The organism is Arenibacter aquaticus, assembly GCF_003957295.1.
GTDB classification, from domain to species: Bacteria; Bacteroidota; Bacteroidia; order Flavobacteriales; family Flavobacteriaceae; genus Arenibacter; species Arenibacter aquaticus.
Window position 1 is genome coordinate 88,918 of sequence record NZ_RQPJ01000001.1, and the last position, 19,593, is coordinate 108,510.

Consider the following 19,593-nt stretch of genomic DNA (forward strand, 5'->3'; position numbering starts at 1 on the left):
CTTATTTTTTGTGATCTGCCAACATATCAATCAAAGAGATTGACGAATCTTCCATATCATTAACAATACTGTCAATTTTTGCAATGATATAATTGTAGAAAATCTGAAGGATAATCGCAGTAATAAGACCAAATACCGTTGTTAAAAGTGCAACCTGGATATCACCTGCAATAAGTGAAGCACTCAAGTTACCAACCGCTGCAATTTTCTGGAAGGCCTGGATCATACCAATTACCGTACCCATGAAACCAAGCATAGGCGCAATGGCAATAAACAAGGACAACCAAGATACGTTTTTCTCCAATTGACCCATTTGAACACCACCGTAAGCAACTACTGCTTTTTCAGCGGACTCGATGCTATCTCCAGCTCTTTCCAATCCTTGGTAGTAAATAGACGCAACAGGTCCTTTTGTATTTCTACAAACTTCCTTGGCAGCCTCAACACCTCCGGAAGCCAAGGCATCCTCTACTTGCTGTTGCAATTTTGTTGTATTGGTCGTAGCAAGGTTTAAATAAATAATCCTTTCAATAGCTACCGCCAATCCTAAGATCAAACACAAAAGAACAATACCCATAAATCCGGCACCCCCTTGTATAAATTGCTCCTTAAGAACTTGGGTAAAACCTTTTTCCGCTGCTGGAGCTGCGTCTTGCAAAATGGCTGCAGCTGCAACAACTTTTGCACTTACTGTATTTGTACCTGCCACAAATAACCCAGCTGTTGCTAGGATAGAGAATAATCTTTTCATTTCTTTCAAACTTAAATTTAGTTAGTTAATAGGGTTAAAGATAAAAAAATTTCACAATATAAAAATTAACAGCAGAGAGGAAGGGATTCGAACCCTCGATACCCTTTTGGGGTATACACACTTTCCAGGCGTGCGCCTTCGACCACTCGGCCACCTCTCTAGTTGTTTCTTAACGGGCAGCCAAATAACAAAAAAAATATTAGTTAAAGAAATTTCAACTGTTATTTTTATTGCATTTCACCTCTTAAAGATGTTTCATATATGGTTTTGAACAACTTAGGAGAAACATTATTTCCAAGCAAATACATCAACTTGGTTATTGCAGCCTCAGTTGTAATATCCTTTCCATTAATCACTTGTAAGTTTTGAAGGTGTTTACTGGTCTCATAACGCCCCATTAAGACACTCCCTCCAGAACATTGTGTAACGTTTACGATAAAAATATTTTTATCCATTGCTTTTTTTAGCTCGGATACAAACCAATCATCCGTTGGTGCGTTTCCAGAACCATAGGTCTCCAAAACCACTGCCTTTAAGTTAGGTGAATTTAAAACACTGTGCAACACAGATTGGGTAAAACCAGGAAATAGTTTCAAAATAACCACATTTTGATCCATTTCCTTATGAACTTTAAGTTTCTTGGCCTCATTGGGCCTAAAAAGATACTCCCCAAACACCTTTAGATGCACCCCTGATTCAATCAAGGGCGGATAATTAAGGGACGCAAAAGCCTGAAAATGCTCTGCATTGATTTTTGTAGTTCTATTGGCCCTGTACAATTTATATTCAAAATACAGACAAACCTCCCTCACCACCGGCTTATTATTCTTTTGCAAAGCTGCTATTTGAACCGAAGTAATTAAATTCTCCTTGGCATCTGTCCTAAGATCACCTATAGGCAATTGTGAGCCGGTAAAAACTACCGGTTTCTGTAAATTTTCCAGCATAAAACTCAAGGCCGAGGAGGTATAGCTCAAGGTATCACTCCCGTGAAGTACCACAAAACCGTCATGGCTGTCATAATGATCCTCAATTATGCTGGCAATGTTCACCCAATTGTCAACATTCATATCGGACGAATCTATAGGGGTATCAAACGATACACTATCTATATCACAATCCAATTGATAAAGCTCAGGAATGTTCTTTTGAAGCTTCCCAAAATCGAACGCCTTTAAGGCCCCGGATTCGTAATCCTTGACCATACCTATGGTCCCCCCTGTATAAATAAGAAGAATTTTGCTTTTCTTCACTGTACGTGCATTTATTACATATAAATAGGGCTGCCCAACCCGAACGACCCAAATAGCAGACAACGGCTAAACACCAAATATTTCCTTGGAGTTTGCGGTAGTAATGGCCGCCACCTCCTCCTTTTCCAGCCCATATAGGGCAGACATTTTATTGAGCACCTCAACCACATAAGAGCTTTCGTTCCGTTTACCTCTATAAGGTGTTGGGGCCAAATAGGGCGAATCGGTTTCCAAAACCATATGTTTTATATCCAATTCACTTAAAAAAGTATCAATTTTACCATTTTTAAAGGTAAGAACACCCCCAATTCCCAGTTTCATATTATAGGAAATTGCCCTTCGGGCCTGTTCCAAGGTACCGGTAAAACAGTGAAAAATACCGTAGAGCCCCTCTCCTTTTTCCTCCTCCAGAATTTCAAATATTTCATTAAAGCCATCCCTACAATGGATAACTATTGGATAGGAATACTTCTTGGCCAATTGTATTTGACGTTTAAAAGCCAGCTGTTGCTCCTTTAGAAATGTCTTGTCCCAATACAGGTCGATTCCAATTTCACCAACCGCATAAAATTTTCTGGATGCCAGCATCTGCTCCACATGCTGCAGTTCCTCCTCATAATTTTCCTTTACATGGGTAGGGTGCAGCCCCATCATCAAAAAAACATTATCCGGATAAAAATTCTCCAATTCCAACATAGCATTGGTATAAGTAGAATCAATGGCAGGAACAAAAAAGCGTTTCACCCCTAATTCCATGGCCCTTTCAACAACCGCAGTGCGGTCCCCATCAAAAGCTTCACTATATAAATGGGTATGTGTATCAGTTATCAACATAGAACAAAAATAGGATTATCTTTGACAAAAAAAGCACAAATGACCAGTCTTAAAAAATTTCTAAGCAAAAAAAACTACATTGCCATTCCACTGGTCCTTACGGCGACCAATCACTTTGAAATTACCGCAACCATCAATGGAATAAAAGGAAGGTTTATCCTGGACACCGGGGCATCAAACACCTGCATAGGACTTGATAAAATTGAATTTTTCAAGCTTAATTCCAAGGACTCCAAGATAAAAGCGGCTGGAGCGGGCGCTACCGAAATGCTCACCAAATTATCTACCAAAAACAGGATAGAACTGGGAGCATGGCATACAAAAAAGCAAAAAATTGTTCTTTTTGACCTGGTACACGTCAATCAGGCCCTTACCTCCCACAACGCGCTGCCCGTAGACGGTATAATTGGCGCCGACGTTCTAAAAAAGGGCAAGGCTATTATTGATTACAAAAAAGCACGGCTTTACATAAAACAATAAGACCTGCCAGAATAAAACATCCAGCAGGTCTTGAACCGTATACTCATTAACTTAGGCTACTTACATCTCCAAAGCCTTCTTCACATTGTTATCCATCAATAGTTCTTCCGGATTTTCCAAGGCTTCCTTAATAGCAACAAGGAACCCAACAGATTCCTTTCCATCTATTATTCTATGGTCATAGGACAATGCCACGTACATAATAGGTGCTATAGCAATGGCCCCATCCCTGGCAATTGGCCTTTCTACTATATTGTGCATCCCCAATATAGCACTTTGGGGAGGGTTGATAATTGGTGTAGACAACATAGAACCAAACACCCCTCCATTGGTAATGGTAAAGGTTCCACCCGTCATTTCATCTACCGTTATCTCTCCTTCACGCGCTCTTATTGCCAACCTTTTTACTTCAGATTCCACTCCTCTAAAACTTAAGTTTTCCGCATTTCTGATCACGGGAACCATAAGTCCTTTGGGTCCGGATACCGCTATACTGATATCACAAAAATCATAGGTGATCATTTCTTTCCCGTCTATCATGGAATTAACGGAAGGAAATAACTGCAAGGCCCTTATAACCGCTTTGGTAAAGAAGGACATAAATCCTAAACCTACACCGTGCTTGTTTTTAAAATCTTCTTTGTACTCACTTCTCAAGGCAAAAATAGCCGACATGTCCACTTCGTTAAAGGTAGTAAGCATGGCCGTCTCATTTTTGGCCGCCACCAATCTTTCGGCAACCTTACGGCGCAGCATGGACAACTTGGTCCTGCTCTCGCCTCTGGATCCACCAGTAGGGGTACCCATGGAAGGAACAGCCTTAACGGCATCTTCCTTGGTTATCCTGCCATCCTTGCCGGTGCCTTTTATTGCGGAAGGATCCAATTCCCTTTCAGCAATAATCTTTTTTGCTGCAGGTGACGCAGTACCGGTGGCATAGGAGGTTTTTTCGGATTTTGTCTCGGCTGGTTTTTCCGCCGCCTTGGTTTCAGGTTTTTTCTCTTCCGATTTTTCTTCAGACTTGGCTGCTCCTTCAGGCTTGGATGCACTCGTATCTATTAAACACACCACTGCACCCACGGCAACGGCATCCCCTACTTCGGCCTTTAAGGTTATAATTCCACTCTCCTCAGCAGGCAGTTCCAAGGTAGCCTTGTCCGAATCCACTTCTGCTATTGCCTGATCTTTCTCCACATAATCCCCATCACTCACCAACCATTCTGCAATCTCTACTTCTGTAATGGATTCCCCTGGAGAAGGGACTTTCATTTCTAAAATCATGTTTTATAATTTTAATTTGTGTTTTGTCTAAACTCTATTTTTTTTATCTATCCTTTTAAAGATGCCACCCCGCACTGTCTATTTCAATTCTTGGAGCTATCCTTTTGTTCCTCCAATAGGGCATCAGGGTTCCTACCCATATTATTTTTGCTTATATCAAAAACATAGTCGATTACCTGCTGATGGCGGCGTTTGGACCTAACCGCGCTACCTGCTGAGGGAGAGGCATAAAATCTTCTTGAGGCCACCCTTAGTTTATGCGCTTCACTAAAGTGCATTGTTAAGTGCCCCCAAGCGCCCATGTTCCTAGGCTCCTCTTGGGCCCACACCATGTCCTCTGCATTTTTATACTTCTCCATTATGGCCTTCATTTGTCTTGTAGGCATAGGGAAGAGCTGCTCTACACGCACCAAGGCAACATCCTCTCTATTATTTTCCTCTTTAAAGGCCAACAAATCGTAATAAAACTTACCGGTACAGAACACCAAACTCTTGATTTTGGCTACCTTGGCAGTTGCATCATCTATCACCTCTTGGAAGCCTCCTTCTGCAAATTCCTCTACCGTGGATACGGCCCTTGGATGCCTCAGCAAACTTTTGGGTGTAAATACTATTAAAGGCTTTCTAAAGTTTACCTTCATTTGCCTTCTCAATAAATGGAACATATTGGCCGGTGTGGTTACATCGGCAATATACATATTGTCCCTAGCACACAGTTGTAGATAGCGCTCCATTCTGGCAGAGGAATGCTCCGCGCCCTGCCCTTCGTAACCATGGGGCAACAACATTACCAATCCGTTCTGCAATTTCCATTTATCTTCCGCTGCAGAAATATATTGATCTATCATGATCTGGGCACCATTACTAAAATCCCCAAATTGTGCTTCCCAAATAGTTAGGGTATTGGGACTTGCCATGGCGTAACCATAGTCGAACCCTACCACCCCGTATTCAGACAAGAGAGAATTGTAAATCTGAAACCTACCCTGATCTTCGGACAGGTGGTTCAACAACATTACTTCCTCTTCACTTTCCTCCACTTTCATAACTGCATGGCGGTGTGAAAATGTTCCTCTTTCCACGTCTTGACCAGACATGCGCACGCCATAACCTTCTTCCAATAAAGTACCGTACGCCAGTAACTCACCCATGGCCCAATCCAACGAATTGTTTTCAAAATACATGGCCTTGCGATCCTTGACCAACTTCTCTACCTTACGCAAGAATTTCTTGTTCTTAGGCAGTTCTGTAAGTACTTTGGCTATTTTATCAAGCTTCTTTTTATCATATTTGGTATCCACGGGATCCATCATCTCCCACTCCCGAACATGGGTAAACCCACTCCACTCGTCGGCCATAAAAGGCGTAATAATGGTCTTGTCCTCTTTTCTGGAATCTTCCAATTCCTCCTCCAAGGTAGCCTTGTATTCCCGCTCCAGCCCTTTTACATAATCTTCATCTATCACCCCCTCTTCAATAAGCTTCTGTGCATAGATATCCCTTGGATTTTTATGTTTAGCTATGGCCTTGTACAATTTTGGTTGCGTAAAGCGAGGTTCATCCCCTTCGTTATGACCATATTTCCTGTATCCCAACAAGTCCAAAAACACATCACGCTTAAAACGCATGCGGAACTCCAAGGCAAAAAGTGCGGCATGGACCACAGCTTCCGGATCGTCCGCATTGATGTGGAGCACCGGGCTCAAGGTCACTTTTGCCACATCTGTACAGTAGGTAGAACTACGGGCATCCAAATAATTGGTTGTAAAACCTATTTGGTTGTTTACCACGATATGGATGGTACCATTGGTCTTATACCCATCCAAATTGGCCATTTGCACCACTTCATATACCAAACCTTGCCCAGCAATAGCTGCATCACCGTGTACCACAATAGGTAGCACCTTGGAGAAATCCTCTCCATAATGCGTATCCTGCTTGGCTCTGGCTATACCTTCCACAACTGCTCCAACAGTCTCCAAATGAGACGGATTGGGCGCTATGTTCATTATAATCTTCTTACCATTATCCGTTTTCCTTCCTGAGGTCCACCCCAAATGGTATTTAACATCTCCATCAAAAATCTCTTGTTCATAATCCTTGCCGTCAAACTCGCTAAAAATATCCTTGGCCTTCTTGCCAAAAATATTGGTCAGCACGTTTAGCCTTCCCCTATGGGCCATACCCATAACAAATTGCTCCACGCCCATTTCAGCAGCCTGTTCCACAACGGCATCCAAGGCCGGTATCAACGACTCATTCCCTTCCAAGGAAAAACGCTTTTGCCCCACATATTTGGTATGCAAAAACCCTTCAAACGAAACAGCTTCGTTTAATTTTTTTAAGATATGCTTCTTTCTATCAGCATTAAATTTTGGATGGTTGTCATTAACATTCAACCAATTCTGGATCCACCCTACCCGTTCCGGGTTTCTGATATACATATATTCCACACCAATGGCATCACAATATATACTGGTAAGGTGGCTTATGATCTGCCTCAACGAGCTGGGACCTATACCCAAAATCTCCCCTGCAGTGAATACCGTATCCATATCCTCTTCCCCCAAACCAAAATTTTCCAAAGCCAAGGTTGGAAAATACTGTCTTCTTTCACGTACCGGATTGGTTTTGGTAAACAGGTGACCTCTAGTCCTATAACCATCTATTAAACGAACCACCTGAAATTCTTTCTGTAGGGTCTGGGGCACCTCTACTTCCTGTCCACCAGCTACGGGCAAACTTGCCATCTGGGTCCCTTCCAAAAATTCTTCCATGGAATTTTCCATGCCAAAATCAAATCCTTGAAAAAAAGCCCTCCAACTTGGCTCAACACTATCGGGATTAATTAAATACTTATCGTATAATTCTGCGAAATAAGAAGTATGCGCAGCGTTTAAAAAGGAATATTTATCCATGAAAAAATATCTCTGTCTTTTGAACAAAATTTATTCAAAAATACAACATTTAGCATATCTAGGCTTATCTTAGTCACGAATAATGGAAAAATATTACAATAATTATGATAATTGCCCATTCCTTAAAAAAAAAGTTGGTTTTGAGTGTTTTTATGACAGCTTTGTGCTGCTTCGGTTTTGCGCAAACAACTCTTTCCAATCAAAACTTTTGGAAGAATGTGCGTTTTGGTGGTAATATAGGCCTCGGATTTGGCAATGACTCCTTTAATGCATCGGTCTCTCCCAACGCCATTTACCAGGCAAATGAATATGTAGGGCTTGGAGCCGGACTCAATTTTAATTATGCCAAATTCCGCAATGCAAAATTTGCAGCTTATGGAGGCAGTCTTATATCCCTGATCAACCCAATTCGCGCCTTACAACTTTCAGCCGAGTTAGAACAGCTAAGGGTAGAACGTATACTAGAGCTGGACGGCGGGAATGTAGAAGAAAACTATTGGTCACCTGCCCTGTTCCTCGGAATTGGATATGGCAATAAAAATGTTACCGTGGGCATACGCTATGATGTTTTGTACAACGATGAAAAAAGCATCTATGCAGACGCCCTAATGCCATTTGTAAGGGTTTATTTCTAATCTAGGAACCATACTCCTGCCTAAACCACACTTTTTGCCACTCCCTTTTTAAAATTTCAAATGTAACCTGCTCCGAAATCTCCACTACATCCGTAGCTTCAATTGATTTTACCACCTTCTCCGGAACATCAACAATATACAGCAGATTAAGGTAATCAGAGAATTTTTCCATAATTAAATAGTACACCTTCTCCAATACCCTTGTTTTTAATTCCACAGGGGTTATGCCAGGTGTAAAATCAACATACACATTGGCAAACACAAAATCTTTCTGTAGTTGGCTCACTAGATTCTGATAAAGGTCTTTATCCTCGGCATATTTGAGCAAGGCCGAGCTATTGGAGAAGTTTTTTACCATATCCTATTTACGGGATTAAATTTAAAATGGTTTTTTAACTCATCAAAAAACCTATTTTTTTTTAAATGGTAGCAACTAGGGCCTGTTTTATTTTGAACCACAGTATTAAATAACTACTAATTCCCTCTCTTCGCTACCTTGAACATTAAAGGTCTCCTACTATCAAATTGGTCTCCCCATCCACTAAAAATACATGGCAACAATCAGCCCCCACCGTATAATTGGCATCCAACACCTGCTTATCGTCTAAATATCCCTTAAAGTTAATCTCAATTTGCCTATTCCTATAGGTATTGGAATACTTATCACTGAATAAAGGATAGACCCCATTTTTAGCCATCAATTCAATCTCATTATCGGACCAGTCTGCGGTGATATCTGTTTCATTTGGCAATATCACCACGGAAAACATATCCAAGGCAACGGCATTACCCTCCCTATCCTTCACGTTTACCGTAATAGTTCTATATTCTTGGGTACAAGCTATATCAGCACAATCGGGTTGATCTTCTACGTCACTATCATTGCAATTAGATACAAGCAAAACAATTAATAGGCCAATCAAATATTTCATTTTTCTCCTTTTTTTTTAGGATACAAAAACACCGGAGTGGTTGCTTGGACCATAAACCAATTGCCCAAAAAACAACCAAAAGAAGGTACTTTGCGGAAGACCTTGGAAAAGGCTTTCCTTTATGCTACAGTAATGAAGGAGCAAGTCCCCTATTAATATTGCCCTGAGTAGAATTTTAATTTACTTCCGTATTTTTTGCTCCCAAAGCCAAGCCGATTTCATAGCCTCATCCAAGGTAGATTCCGCCTTCCATCCCAGCACTTCGTTAGCCTTGGTGGTATCTGCAAAGGCCGATGTAATATCTCCTGGCCTACGATCTACTATTTTATAATTCAATTTCTCTCCAGATACCTTTTCAAAACTCTTGATGACTTCAAGAACCGAACTTCCTTTACCGGTCCCAACGTTAAACACCTCATAATTTTCCTGGTTCTTACTCCCCAGCAGACGTTCTAAGGCAACCACATGTGCCTTGGCAAGGTCCACTACATGAATATAATCTCTAATACAAGTACCATCTTGTGTTGGGTAATCGCCACCAAAAACAGAAAGTTGCTCCCTTATCCCAATTCCCGTTTGGGTAATAAAAGGAACTAGATTTTGTGGCACACCTATGGGCAATTCCCCAATTTCGGCACTTGGATGCGCCCCCATGGGATTAAAGTATCGCAGCGCTATGGCATTTATTCCCGGTGTAACATTACAGGTGTCCCTTATTATCTCTTCCCCCATTTGCTTGGTATTGCCATAGGGCGATTCTGCCACTTTTACGGGCGCTGTTTCCGTAATGGGCATTTTATCGGCTTGCCCATATACAGTACAGGAGGAACTAAAAATAAAACTGGCCCTACTTTTTTGGGAGAGTTCCTTAAGAAGGTACACCAAAGTTCCTATATTATTCTCGTAGTACAACAAGGGTTTTTCTACACTCTCACCCACTGCCTTGGAGGCCGCAAAATGTATAACCCCAGCAATATCCTGATGTCTTTTAAAGAAGTCCTCCACCTTGGACCTTTCCTTAAGGTCCAGTTTTTCAAAAACCGGCCGTTTCCCAGTTATGGCCACAATGCCATCCAAAACCTTTTCGGAAGAATTGGACAAATCATCTATAATTACGACTTCAAAGCCTTTGTTTTGTAATTCTACCGTGGTATGGGAACCTATAAATCCCAAACCTCCTGTTACCAATATTTTCATGAATTGATCTTTACTTTTTATGTTGGTCAAATATTATCTTGTTATTGATTTGAAAACCGAAAGTTCCTTAGCTTGATAAGGGTTTGTTTACAAACTGATTAACGGTTTCTGTGATAAAGGTAATTTGCTCATCGTCCAATTCGGTATGCATGGGCAACGAAATTACCTCCTTGACCAATTGATTGGTTATAGGAAAGTCCTTTTCCTGATAACGCTCATCCTGATAGGCCTTTTGTTTATGCAGTGGTATGGGATAGTACACCCCACACGGAATTTGTTTTTCTCCTAGATGCTTTACCAATGCGTCTCGCTGACCATTAAGGATGCGCAAGGTATACTGATGAAACACATGACAATCACAGTTTTCGCATATCTCCAAACAGCCATTGGCCATTTTGGGCACCATAATATTTTTGTTCCCTTCAAAGGCCTCGGTGTAACTCCTTGCCGCCTCCCTTCTTCTGGCATTGTAATCATCCAATCGGGATAATTTTGATCGCAGTACCGCTGCCTGAATAGAATCCAATCTGGAGTTTACCCCAACCACATCATGATGATAGCGTTCGTACATACCGTGGTTTACGATCCCCCTAAGGGTATGGGCCAAATCGTCATCATTGGTAAAAATAGCCCCGCCATCTCCATAACATCCTAAATTCTTTGATGGAAAGAAGGAGGTAGCGGCCACATGCCCCATGGTACCAGCCTTCTGTTTTTTTCCGTTTTGAAATGTATAATCGGCACCAATAGCCTGGGCATTGTCTTCAATGACATATAAGTTATGTCTCTTTGCGATATCCAGCACTGCCTCCATATTGGCACATTGACCAAAAAGGTGGACCGGAACAATAGCCTTGGTCTTAGGTGTAATGGCCTTCTCCAAGGCAAGGGGGTCTATATTAAAACTATTGGGATCTACATCTACCAGTACCGGCGTCAATTGCAATAGCGCAATTACCTCTACTGTTGCCGCAAAGGTAAAATTGGCCGTAATTACCTCATCCCCTGGTTTAAGGCCAAGTCCCATCATGGCAATCTGAAGTGCATCCGTACCATTTGCACAGGGAATCACGTGTTTAACCCCCAAATAATCCTCCAACTCCTTTTGAAATGCATGTACTTCCGGACCGTTTACAAAAGCAGCGGTTTCCAATACATTGGCTATAGACGCGTTTACCTCATCCTTTATTTCCTCGTATTGACCATTAAGGTCAACCATTTGAATTTTTTTCATTGATTATATCTTAGATTCCAAACCAAGTTTGGCGCAAACAATATTACAAAAATATGGATTGGCAGCCAATGTAATTAATAGAAAGAAGTGTAATTTAGCCCCAAACCATAGTGAAGTGTTTACGATATACAATTTTGCAGTACGGCTAACCTCATTTTTCCTAAGAATACTTAGTTTGTTCCTTCCAAAGATCAAGCTTTTCACCGAGGGCAGAAAAGAAGTATTCCCTTATTTACAGGAGAATATTGCAGACGGTGATCAAATTATTTGGGTCCATACCGCTTCCTTGGGAGAATTTGAACAAGGCCTGCCCATTATAGAAAAACTAAGGCGTCACTATCCCAATTATCGTATACTGGTCAGCTTTTTTTCCCCATCGGGCTACGAAATCAAAAAAAATACAGCTTCAGCAGATCTCATATGTTATCTGCCCTTGGATAGCACTAAAAATGCAAAACGGTTTCTGAAATTAGTGGACCCTAAACTCGTTGTTTTCGTTAAATATGAAATATGGCCCAATTATTTAAGGCTGTTGTCAGCTAAAAAGACCCCTACCTTATTAATCTCCTCCATTTTTAAAAAAAACCAGATATACTTTAAATCTTATGGCGGTTTTATGCGGAAGGCCTTAGAATCTTTCACCCATATCTTTGTTCAGGATTCCCAGTCTGTTCAACTGTTGAAAAATATAGATATAGAGAATACAACAATTAGTGGAGACACCCGATTTGACCGGGTTATGGAAATCCTGGAAAGGGATAATAGCCTAGACTTCATGCAAAGATTTAAAAACCAATCGCGCATCATGGTAGCCGGAAGCACCTGGCCAGAAGATGAGGAGGTCATAGTTCCCTACATAAATTCCGATGACACCTCCTTAAAGTTTGTCCTTGCCCCCCACAATATAAAATCTGAGCATATTGCCAAACTCAAGTCGACCATCAACAAAAAAACAATCCTATATTCCGAAATAAGAGACAACGATTTGGCTGATTATAAGGTATTGATAGTGGATACCATTGGCATATTGACCAAAATCTATAGCTATGCGGACATCTCCTATGTAGGAGGCGGGTTTGCCACCGGATTACACAACACCTTGGAGCCTTCGGTACATGGGATTCCCGTTATTATAGGCCCAAAATACCAAGGTTTTAAGGAAGCGGAAGACTTGGTAGCCCTAGGGGGAATTTTAGTAGTAGGGTCCAAATCTGAATTTAAGACCGTGTGCCATCAACTGGAAAATGATGTTTCCTTTCTACAAAAAACCGGTAATATCAACAGCAGCTATGTCTCTAAAAATAAAGGAGCTAGCATCCAAATCATTGAATACATTCGTACATTACTGTAGACCCCAATGTTACGATTATGCTATATCCCAGAATTACACACCTAATTAGTTTAGGTGTTTTGCTCTTTTTGTGTTTTTGCTGTAGGGAGCCCTTAGACAAACAGCCCCAGAATACTACCCCTGAATCTACTCCTTCTTTAGAATCCCAGGACAAGAACAAGAGCTTGGCACCACAAAAGAATGTTCCAGATTCCAACAACAGCCGCAACAAGAACAAGTACCGGAACAAATCCCGCACCATGGACAGCTTAAGGGTAAAAATAGCGGTTTTGTAACCAAGACTTTGAGGTATACGGACACCACCATTAAAGAAAACCGACCCAAATTCAGCTATTCTATATTAGAAATTTACAATCTTACCGCATAAAGTTGCTTTTTTTGTTAGATTTACAAAAAACAACACACTTTATCATGAATACCAAAATTCTACGAATTTCATTAATTGCTGCACTGGCAGGTTTTCTATTTGGTTTTGATACCGTAGTTATTTCCGGTGCGGAAAAAAAACTTCAGATATTGTGGAACACTACCGAGGCCTTTCACGGAACCGTGGTAATTGGAATGGCTTTATTTGGAACAGTCATAGGAGCCTTGTTGGGAGGTATCCCTACCAACAAAATTGGCAGGAAAAACACTTTGATCTGGATAGGAATATTGTATTCTATATCGGCCATTGGCTCTGCTCTCTGCAATGATCCGGTTTCTTTTGGAATTTTTAGGTTTGTAGGAGGGTTGGGTGTTGGTGCCTCTACGGTAGCCGCCCCAGCCTATATTTCCGAAATTGCGCCGGCCAAGGACAGAGGAAGGTTGGTTGGGCTCTATCAGTTTATGCTCGTTTTTGGTATCATGGTGGCCTTTATGTCCAACTTTGCCCTTAGTGGCATTGGTGAAAATGATTGGCGATGGATGGTAGGTGTAGAGGCAATTCCAGCTATACTCTATACTTTGTTTGTGGTTACGGTACCAAAAAGTCCAAGATGGCTTATGACCAAAAACCGAACAGAAGAAGCCAAAAAAATACTGTTCACCATAAACCCCAATATATCCAACGAAGAATTAAAAGCAGAGTTGGCCTATGGTGAGGAAAAAGGTACAGCATCAGAGAGCATCTTTATGAAAAAATATCGCTTTCCGTTAACCTTGGCATTTTTAATTGCATTCTTCAATCAGTTCTCGGGCATCAACGCCTTTTTATATTATGCACCCCGTATCTTTGAAGCTGCGGGTCTAGGTGAAAGCACTGCACTGCTCAGCAGCATTGGGATAGGTATCACCAATCTTATTTTTACCTTTTTGGGTATATTTTTAATAGACCGCTTAGGGCGCAAGCAACTTATGTATTTTGGATCTTTTGGCTATATCATATCGCTATCTTTGGTAGCAGCCGCCTTTATTTTAAATTGGGAAGGCATGGCAGTCCCTATTTTTCTATTCCTCTTTATAGCCTCCCATGCCATAGGGCAAGGAGCGGTTATCTGGGTTTTTATTTCTGAGATATTCCCCAATCACCTAAGAGGTTCAGGGCAAGCTTTTGGCAGCTCTGTACATTGGGTCTTGGCTTGGATCATACCTTCTTCTATTCCATCACTTTTTGCCTGGATAGGCCCTGGACCGGTATTTGGCTTTTTCGCCTTTATGATGGTCTTACAACTTCTCTTTGTTATGTTCCTAATGCCAGAAACAAAGGGGATCTCACTTGAGGCACTCAGTAAAAAGTTAAGTAAACAAGGGACCCCCTCCAATTGATTATCAGCATTTTATCGAAAATTTTAACAGTACAACGGATAAGTATACGATAATAGGCACTTGATTAAGATTTGCCGTATAAACTGGTGATAATATGCGGATTATTCATTAAATTGTATAAAAATCTTAGTATTATGGAAAATGTTACTTTTGGTACAAGGGTCCTTAATGGATTCCTCAGCTTAATGGTGGTTGTATTGGTCGCCATTTTATTGGCCGTGGTAGTATGCCTAATTTTGGCCGCGTTCGGCTTCTTTTAATTTACAACCTTCTTTGATGGGCCTTTCCCATTCCCGTTATATGATACCAATATAGCCGGAGTTTCTTATTTTGAAATCCAAACCTCCAAAAGGAGAAAATAATAGGTCCTTATAGAAAATACTACAGACGCTATTAGGTGATTAATTTCTCTCCAAATAGGTCCAATATTGGTTTTCCTTTCCCATCCGGGGTGGTATAAAACGGCCTACCTTCAATAGTATAGTTTGTTTCCGGATGGATGCCCAAAGCATGGTAAACAGACTGGTGCACTTCATCAATCACTACTGGGTTTTCTATAGAGGAACACGGTCTTTCATCGGCTGTTTTCCCGTAGACCAATCCCTTTTTTACGCCACCGCCCCACATAAGAATAGAGCTCCCATCGGTAAAATGTCTATGCATGCCATAGAACTTTTCATCTTCTATAATATCCGGTTGATCTACCTGATCTTTTACCGGCTCTCCAGGCCGCCCTTCCATAATGGCATCCCTACTAAATTCGCTGGCCAAGATTATCAGTGTCCTATCCAAATGGCCAGACTCATCCAGATCTTTAATCAACTGTGCAATGGGCCTATCTATCAATTCCTTCATTTTTGCGGCACGGGTGTGACCATTTTCATGGGTATCCCAACCCAAGAAGGGTTCATACTCCGTGGAAACACTAATAAACCTACCGCCGTTCATAGCCAATCTTTTGGCGAGCAGGCACCCCAATCCAAATCTACCCGTATTATAGGTATCATATACCTCCTTGGGTTCTTGGGAGAGGTCGAACACTTTGGCTTCGGGAGAATTTAAAAGACGGTAGGACTGTTCCATGGAACGCATCAGGGATTCTCTTTGATAGTCACTGCCCCCTTCCATCAACGCGCTCTTATTGGCCAACTCCTTATACAGTTTATAGCGGGCCTCAAACCTTTTTAGCGACATTCCCTGCGGGGGCCTAACACTGTCCAGGCCGCTGGAAGGATCGGGAATTAAAAACGGACCGTATTCGGTACCTAGGAAGCCTGCGGAATGAAAGGCCTTTAACTCTTCAGCCTCTCCTACTGTGAATCGCTGCCCCATGGCTATAAATGGAGGTATGACGGGATTGTTGGGACCCAGCTCCTTGGCGATCCACGCCCCAATGTGTGGCGCCTGTACAGACTGAGGAGGCTCATAACAGGTATGCCAATGATACTGATGACGTGTATGAAGGATATGCCCAAGATCTGCCGACTTATAGGAGCGGATGATGGCACCTTTGTCCATAACACTGCCAATGGATTCCAATCCCTTGGAGAAGTGAAGACCGTCTACTGCGGTTGGCACCTTGGGAAAAGTACTCAATACCCTTTTGCTTTCCACCCCCTTGGAGTAAGGCACATAGGCTTTTGGGTCAAAAGTTTCCGTATGGGCCATACCCCCTGCCATCCATAAAAGTATAACCGTATCAGCTTTGGAAGCCAAAGAATGATCGTTACTACAAGAACTTAAAAAACTGGCCATGGGAATACTGGTAGTTGCAGCAGCCACACTTGCCGCTGCCATTTTTTTGACAAAATCCCTACGGGAGGCCCCATTAATACTATCCTTGTTCATATTCATCAATATATAAATTGAAATTCCGGCAAGACCATCACTGACCAAAATAGGTCTTGCAATGCCTCTTCCTTTTTACTGGTCTGCAATGTACTGAGCAATATTTCCCTTTCCTTGGGCGTTGGACTACGGCCCAAGGTTTTTTGATATAGATCCACTACTATTTCCTTATTCTGACTACCATATTTAGCAAGCCAATCTGCTGCCCCCTCTTTGAGTACCCCATTAAAATACTCTCCATTGGTCAACTCTAGCGCCTGCAATAAAGTGGCTTGTTCGTCCCTGGAGGTAGCCACGTTCTCCCTACTTGGCCTTCCCATGGCCTTCATAAAAGGATGTTGTTTTACGAGGCTGGCCCTGGCAAATTTCTCTTTATGGCTTCCGAAAGTAAAGTTCACCAATTTATCCCAGTTGTTGGATCCATAATTTCTCACTTTCTTCCAGCCATCAGGATCATAATCCAATGCCATCCATCCCTCCTCAGGCAAATTATGGGTACTCAACCAAGATGTATTGGAATTTATCATAGTTTCCTCCCCATCCTTATAACGAACTTTCATAGCGAAAAGGATCCCTGCCGGATTGGCGATAGCCCCTTCATTAATACCTTCTATGGCGATTACATTTTTACCCGCAACAAGCATCTGGGTAACAGCAACCCTATCCACTTTTCTCCAGTCTGTTCCTTTGGAAACTTCTTTTCCATTTACATATAAGGTATAGGAATGATCAACCGAAATAAGAGCTGTAGCCTCTTCTACCTCTTTTTTTGCCAAGGTAAATACATGGCGAAAAAACCGTTTCCCTGGCTCGGGCAGTACATCACGGTCATATTTCATTTCCCTGTGCCATATTCTGGATGTTGGCAAGTCTTCGTTTTTTGGATCATAGGCTACACCATAATACATTGGGGCTATAACCTGGCTTACGGCATCAGAGAATTGCTCAGCGCTGAGACGTCTCAATAAGGGGCCATTAAAGACATAACCGTTCTTTATCCCTTCGGCCGTAGCCAACCTGGTAGATCTTAACTGATAGGTCTTGGACGTTACTATCATTTTTATCAAATGTTTGATATCATAACCTGAGTCCACGAAATCTGCCGCCAACCAATCCAGCAAATCTGCATTCCAAGGCTCATTGTCCATTTCATCTACCGGCTCTATGATCCCCCTGCCCATGAATCGCTTCCAAAACCTATTGGTAAGGGTTCTGTACAACCTCCCATTTTCTGGCTTCACCATTACCTGGGATAAGAGGGATAACCTTTCTTCAAGATTATCGGCATCTACCGAGCCCAATTCGGGGTACAGAAAGTTTACCTTGGCCATCTTCCCTATGGGCATATCGCAACGATTGAGCTCCAAAATAGAATCGGCAAAAACAGAAGCAAAACCATAGGACTGCTCTAAAGTAAGATTACTTACAAAACTATTATGACAGGAAGCACATTTAACATTGACCCCCAATAGGGACTGACCTATATTCTGTGCAGCCTGCATTTCTGTTCGCTGACTGGCATTGACCAAGCCACGCCATTTTATACCTTTTATAAAGCCTTCGGATTCGGGAGTGGGGTTTACCAATTCCTTTACCATTGAATCATAGGATTTATTGGCCTCCAATGACTTGTACAGCCAATCTGTAATTTGCTTCCGCCCCCCCGTAATGAATCCTGTTCCGCTGTAATCATTCCGCAATAAATCATTCCAAAAACTCATCCAGTGCTGAGTATAGTTATGGGTATCCTCCAACAGGTGATCTACCAACTTGGCTCTTTTATCTCTATCGGTACTAGCTATAAATTCTTCTATATCTTCTGGTTGTGGCAGTAAGCCTATGATATCCAAATAGGCCCGTCTTATAAAAATCCTATCGTCAATTAGATCTGGCCATTCTGCCTTATTTTCCTCAAAATAGGCATCCATTATTTTGTCAACAGGATGAATCTCGTCACTATGGCTTGGCAATATAGGTTTGGAAAGTGCCAGCGGGGCCTCAGGAAAAATTTTCAAAGCCCTATCGGACCAGTGTGCCCCATTTTTGATCCATAGGCCAATAAGCTCTATTTCACTTTTTTTCAGGACCTTGCCCTTTTTTGGCATTACCTCATCATGATTGGAAGGAAGGCTGATCCTTCTAAAGAGTTCACTTTCACTTAGATTCCCGGCAACAATTACAGGGCCTGATTTACCACCTTTGAAGACCCCTTCCTTATTGTCCAATATCAACTCCCCTTTTTGTTTGTTCTCACTGTGACACTGATAACAGTTATGCGCTAAGATGGCCCGTACCCCCAGATTAAGGTCTTCTTGCTGTTTTTCCGATAATGAATCATGCTGTTGCAGTTCCGACAACAACAAAACCAGCTCGGCATTGTCATAAGCATCCTCGTTATGGGGCAAAACACTGGTTAAATAATCCTCCCCATGGGTAAGGCTGGCACCAAAATGCCCGGTAACCGCTAAAAAGATTACAGTTAGGGTAATCCCTAGTCTGTAATAAGCATAATTAAAAAGCTTACCATTTAGGGTGTTATATAGTAATATCCAGGAAATTGTGGCCAGGAGCGCAGTGGCAATACCCACATTCTGATGCAGTAGAACAAGTTCTCCCTGATAGTCGTCATGGGAACGAAGCAACCAGCCCAATATAGCAGATAGGATAGCAAAGATACTCCCCAGGGCTACCATCCAATTAATGCCCTCCCTTAAACCTTGGCGCTTTCCCCCTATGGTCAATAACTCCAAAAAGTAGGCAACCACTAATAGACCTATTGGGAAGTGCACCACCATTGGGTGCAATCGGCCTAAAAACTGAAATATCCAGTCCCACGAATTTATATCCATAGCTGCAATTTAATATTTTTTTATTAACCCCATCAAACTGTGACACCTATGTAATGGCAATCCGTAACATGGCAAATAAAAAGTACTCAACTGGCTTCAGCAAGGTGATGAAAAAAAAGGTCTAGGACCTGTAGGAACAATTCATAAATGTTTAATGGAAATTAAGTTAATTCCAAAACTATGGCAAAAACCAGCAGTGAATTTTACTTGTGGATAAGGTGTAGTACAACCTAAAGGCAGGACTATTGAGTAGAAAAGTGTTCTAATAGAAGTAATGTAGGACT

General features: G+C 41.8%; 16 protein-coding genes and 1 tRNA gene. 5 read left to right on the top strand and 12 right to left on the bottom strand.

Features of this window, described 5'->3' with window-relative positions:
* Position 1: 1 nt before the first annotated feature.
* The 4 genes from EHW67_RS00365 to EHW67_RS00380 all read right to left on the bottom strand — a co-directional run bounded on the left by EHW67_RS00365 (position 2) and on the right by EHW67_RS00380 (position 2,838).
* On the bottom strand, positions 2–751 hold the full coding sequence (locus tag EHW67_RS00365) for a MotA/TolQ/ExbB proton channel family protein (RefSeq protein ID WP_126160874.1): 750 nt from the start codon (positions 749–751) through the stop codon (positions 2–4).
* A gap of 72 nt (positions 752–823) precedes the next feature.
* Positions 824–911: transfer RNA gene (locus EHW67_RS00370), tRNA-Ser, on the bottom strand.
* Between the two features lie 67 nt (positions 912–978).
* The gene (locus tag EHW67_RS00375; RefSeq protein ID WP_262707154.1) at positions 979–2,004 is read right to left on the bottom strand and encodes an asparaginase; all 1,026 of its coding nucleotides are present in this window, start codon (positions 2,002–2,004) and stop codon (positions 979–981) included.
* A 66-nt stretch (positions 2,005–2,070) separates the two neighbouring features.
* A complete protein-coding gene (locus tag EHW67_RS00380) occupies positions 2,071–2,838 on the bottom strand; it encodes a TatD family hydrolase (RefSeq protein WP_126160364.1) in 768 nt (255 codons plus the stop codon).
* Between the two features lie 39 nt (positions 2,839–2,877).
* Between EHW67_RS00380 and EHW67_RS00385 the strand changes: the two genes are divergently transcribed.
* Positions 2,878–3,318: a retropepsin-like aspartic protease family protein gene (locus EHW67_RS00385; RefSeq protein ID WP_126160365.1), complete on the top strand. Its 441-nt coding sequence runs from the start codon at positions 2,878–2,880 to the stop codon at positions 3,316–3,318.
* Between the two features lie 60 nt (positions 3,319–3,378).
* On the opposite strand, the gene odhB is transcribed toward EHW67_RS00385, so the two are convergent.
* Both odhB and EHW67_RS00395 read right to left on the bottom strand, forming a co-directional pair.
* Positions 3,379–4,599: a 2-oxoglutarate dehydrogenase complex dihydrolipoyllysine-residue succinyltransferase gene (gene odhB / locus EHW67_RS00390; protein WP_126160366.1), complete on the bottom strand. Its 1,221-nt coding sequence runs from the start codon at positions 4,597–4,599 to the stop codon at positions 3,379–3,381.
* A gap of 83 nt (positions 4,600–4,682) precedes the next feature.
* Positions 4,683–7,517, bottom strand: coding sequence for a 2-oxoglutarate dehydrogenase E1 component (locus EHW67_RS00395; protein ID WP_126160367.1), 2,835 nt, complete (start codon positions 7,515–7,517; stop codon positions 4,683–4,685).
* 104 nt (positions 7,518–7,621) lie between these two features.
* Here EHW67_RS00395 and EHW67_RS00400 point away from each other — a divergent pair, with 104 nt between their 5' ends.
* On the top strand, positions 7,622–8,152 hold the full coding sequence (locus EHW67_RS00400) for an alpha-ketoglutarate decarboxylase (protein ID WP_238389805.1): 531 nt from the start codon (positions 7,622–7,624) through the stop codon (positions 8,150–8,152).
* Between the two features lies 1 nt (position 8,153).
* Here EHW67_RS00400 and EHW67_RS00405 read toward each other — a convergent pair whose 3' ends face one another.
* The 4 genes from EHW67_RS00405 to EHW67_RS00420 all read right to left on the bottom strand — a co-directional run bounded on the left by EHW67_RS00405 (position 8,154) and on the right by EHW67_RS00420 (position 11,515).
* Positions 8,154–8,510, bottom strand: a complete 357-nt coding sequence (locus tag EHW67_RS00405; protein ID WP_126160368.1) for a hypothetical protein — start codon at positions 8,508–8,510, stop codon at positions 8,154–8,156.
* Positions 8,511–8,655: 145 nt separating this feature from the next.
* The gene (locus EHW67_RS00410; RefSeq protein WP_126160369.1) at positions 8,656–9,084 is read right to left on the bottom strand and encodes a hypothetical protein; all 429 of its coding nucleotides are present in this window, start codon (positions 9,082–9,084) and stop codon (positions 8,656–8,658) included.
* Between the two features lie 180 nt (positions 9,085–9,264).
* Complete coding sequence (gene galE / locus EHW67_RS00415; protein WP_126160370.1) at positions 9,265–10,281, bottom strand: UDP-glucose 4-epimerase GalE; 1,017 nt, start codon at positions 10,279–10,281, stop codon at positions 9,265–9,267.
* 67 nt (positions 10,282–10,348) lie between these two features.
* Complete coding sequence (locus EHW67_RS00420) at positions 10,349–11,515, bottom strand: DegT/DnrJ/EryC1/StrS family aminotransferase (RefSeq protein WP_126160371.1); 1,167 nt, start codon at positions 11,513–11,515, stop codon at positions 10,349–10,351.
* A 115-nt stretch (positions 11,516–11,630) separates the two neighbouring features.
* On the opposite strand from EHW67_RS00420, the gene EHW67_RS00425 reads away from it, so the two are divergent.
* From EHW67_RS00425 to EHW67_RS00435, 3 genes are all read left to right on the top strand, one after another.
* Positions 11,631–12,866, top strand: a complete 1,236-nt coding sequence (locus EHW67_RS00425) for a 3-deoxy-D-manno-octulosonic acid transferase (protein WP_126160372.1) — start codon at positions 11,631–11,633, stop codon at positions 12,864–12,866.
* Positions 12,867–12,883: 17 nt separating this feature from the next.
* A complete protein-coding gene (locus EHW67_RS00430; RefSeq protein WP_126160373.1) occupies positions 12,884–13,141 on the top strand; it encodes a hypothetical protein in 258 nt (85 codons plus the stop codon).
* A 136-nt stretch (positions 13,142–13,277) separates the two neighbouring features.
* On the top strand, positions 13,278–14,612 hold the full coding sequence (locus tag EHW67_RS00435; protein ID WP_126160374.1) for a sugar porter family MFS transporter: 1,335 nt from the start codon (positions 13,278–13,280) through the stop codon (positions 14,610–14,612).
* A 393-nt stretch (positions 14,613–15,005) separates the two neighbouring features.
* Here the strand turns inward: EHW67_RS00435 and EHW67_RS00440 are convergent, their stop codons facing one another.
* The gene (locus tag EHW67_RS00440) at positions 15,006–16,460 is read right to left on the bottom strand and encodes a DUF1501 domain-containing protein (RefSeq protein WP_126160375.1); all 1,455 of its coding nucleotides are present in this window, start codon (positions 16,458–16,460) and stop codon (positions 15,006–15,008) included.
* Positions 16,461–16,465: 5 nt separating this feature from the next.
* Positions 16,466–19,309: a DUF1549 domain-containing protein gene (locus EHW67_RS00445; RefSeq protein WP_126160376.1), complete on the bottom strand. Its 2,844-nt coding sequence runs from the start codon at positions 19,307–19,309 to the stop codon at positions 16,466–16,468.
* Positions 19,310–19,593 lie beyond the last annotated feature (284 nt).

Bases quoted from the DNA above. Each gene is read 5' to 3' on its own strand.
- EHW67_RS00365 (WP_126160874.1), bottom strand. From the start codon at position 751: ATGAAAAGATTATTCTCTATCCTAGCAACAGCTGGGTTATTTGTGGCA.
- EHW67_RS00380 (WP_126160364.1), bottom strand. From the start codon at position 2,838: ATGTTGATAACTGATACACATACCCATTTATATAGTGAAGCTTTTGAT.
- EHW67_RS00385 (WP_126160365.1), top strand. From the start codon at position 2,878: ATGACCAGTCTTAAAAAATTTCTAAGCAAAAAAAACTACATTGCCATT.
- odhB (WP_126160366.1), bottom strand. From the start codon at position 4,599: ATGATTTTAGAAATGAAAGTCCCTTCTCCAGGGGAATCCATTACAGAA.
- EHW67_RS00395 (WP_126160367.1), bottom strand. From the start codon at position 7,517: ATGGATAAATATTCCTTTTTAAACGCTGCGCATACTTCTTATTTCGCA.
- EHW67_RS00400 (WP_238389805.1), top strand. From the start codon at position 7,622: ATGATAATTGCCCATTCCTTAAAAAAAAAGTTGGTTTTGAGTGTTTTT.
- EHW67_RS00405 (WP_126160368.1), bottom strand. From the start codon at position 8,510: ATGGTAAAAAACTTCTCCAATAGCTCGGCCTTGCTCAAATATGCCGAG.
- EHW67_RS00410 (WP_126160369.1), bottom strand. From the start codon at position 9,084: ATGAAATATTTGATTGGCCTATTAATTGTTTTGCTTGTATCTAATTGC.
- galE (WP_126160370.1), bottom strand. From the start codon at position 10,281: ATGAAAATATTGGTAACAGGAGGTTTGGGATTTATAGGTTCCCATACC.
- EHW67_RS00420 (WP_126160371.1), bottom strand. From the start codon at position 11,515: ATGAAAAAAATTCAAATGGTTGACCTTAATGGTCAATACGAGGAAATA.
- EHW67_RS00430 (WP_126160373.1), top strand. From the start codon at position 12,884: ATGCTATATCCCAGAATTACACACCTAATTAGTTTAGGTGTTTTGCTC.
- EHW67_RS00435 (WP_126160374.1), top strand. From the start codon at position 13,278: ATGAATACCAAAATTCTACGAATTTCATTAATTGCTGCACTGGCAGGT.
- EHW67_RS00440 (WP_126160375.1), bottom strand. From the start codon at position 16,460: ATGAACAAGGATAGTATTAATGGGGCCTCCCGTAGGGATTTTGTCAAA.
- EHW67_RS00445 (WP_126160376.1), bottom strand. From the start codon at position 19,309: ATGGATATAAATTCGTGGGACTGGATATTTCAGTTTTTAGGCCGATTG.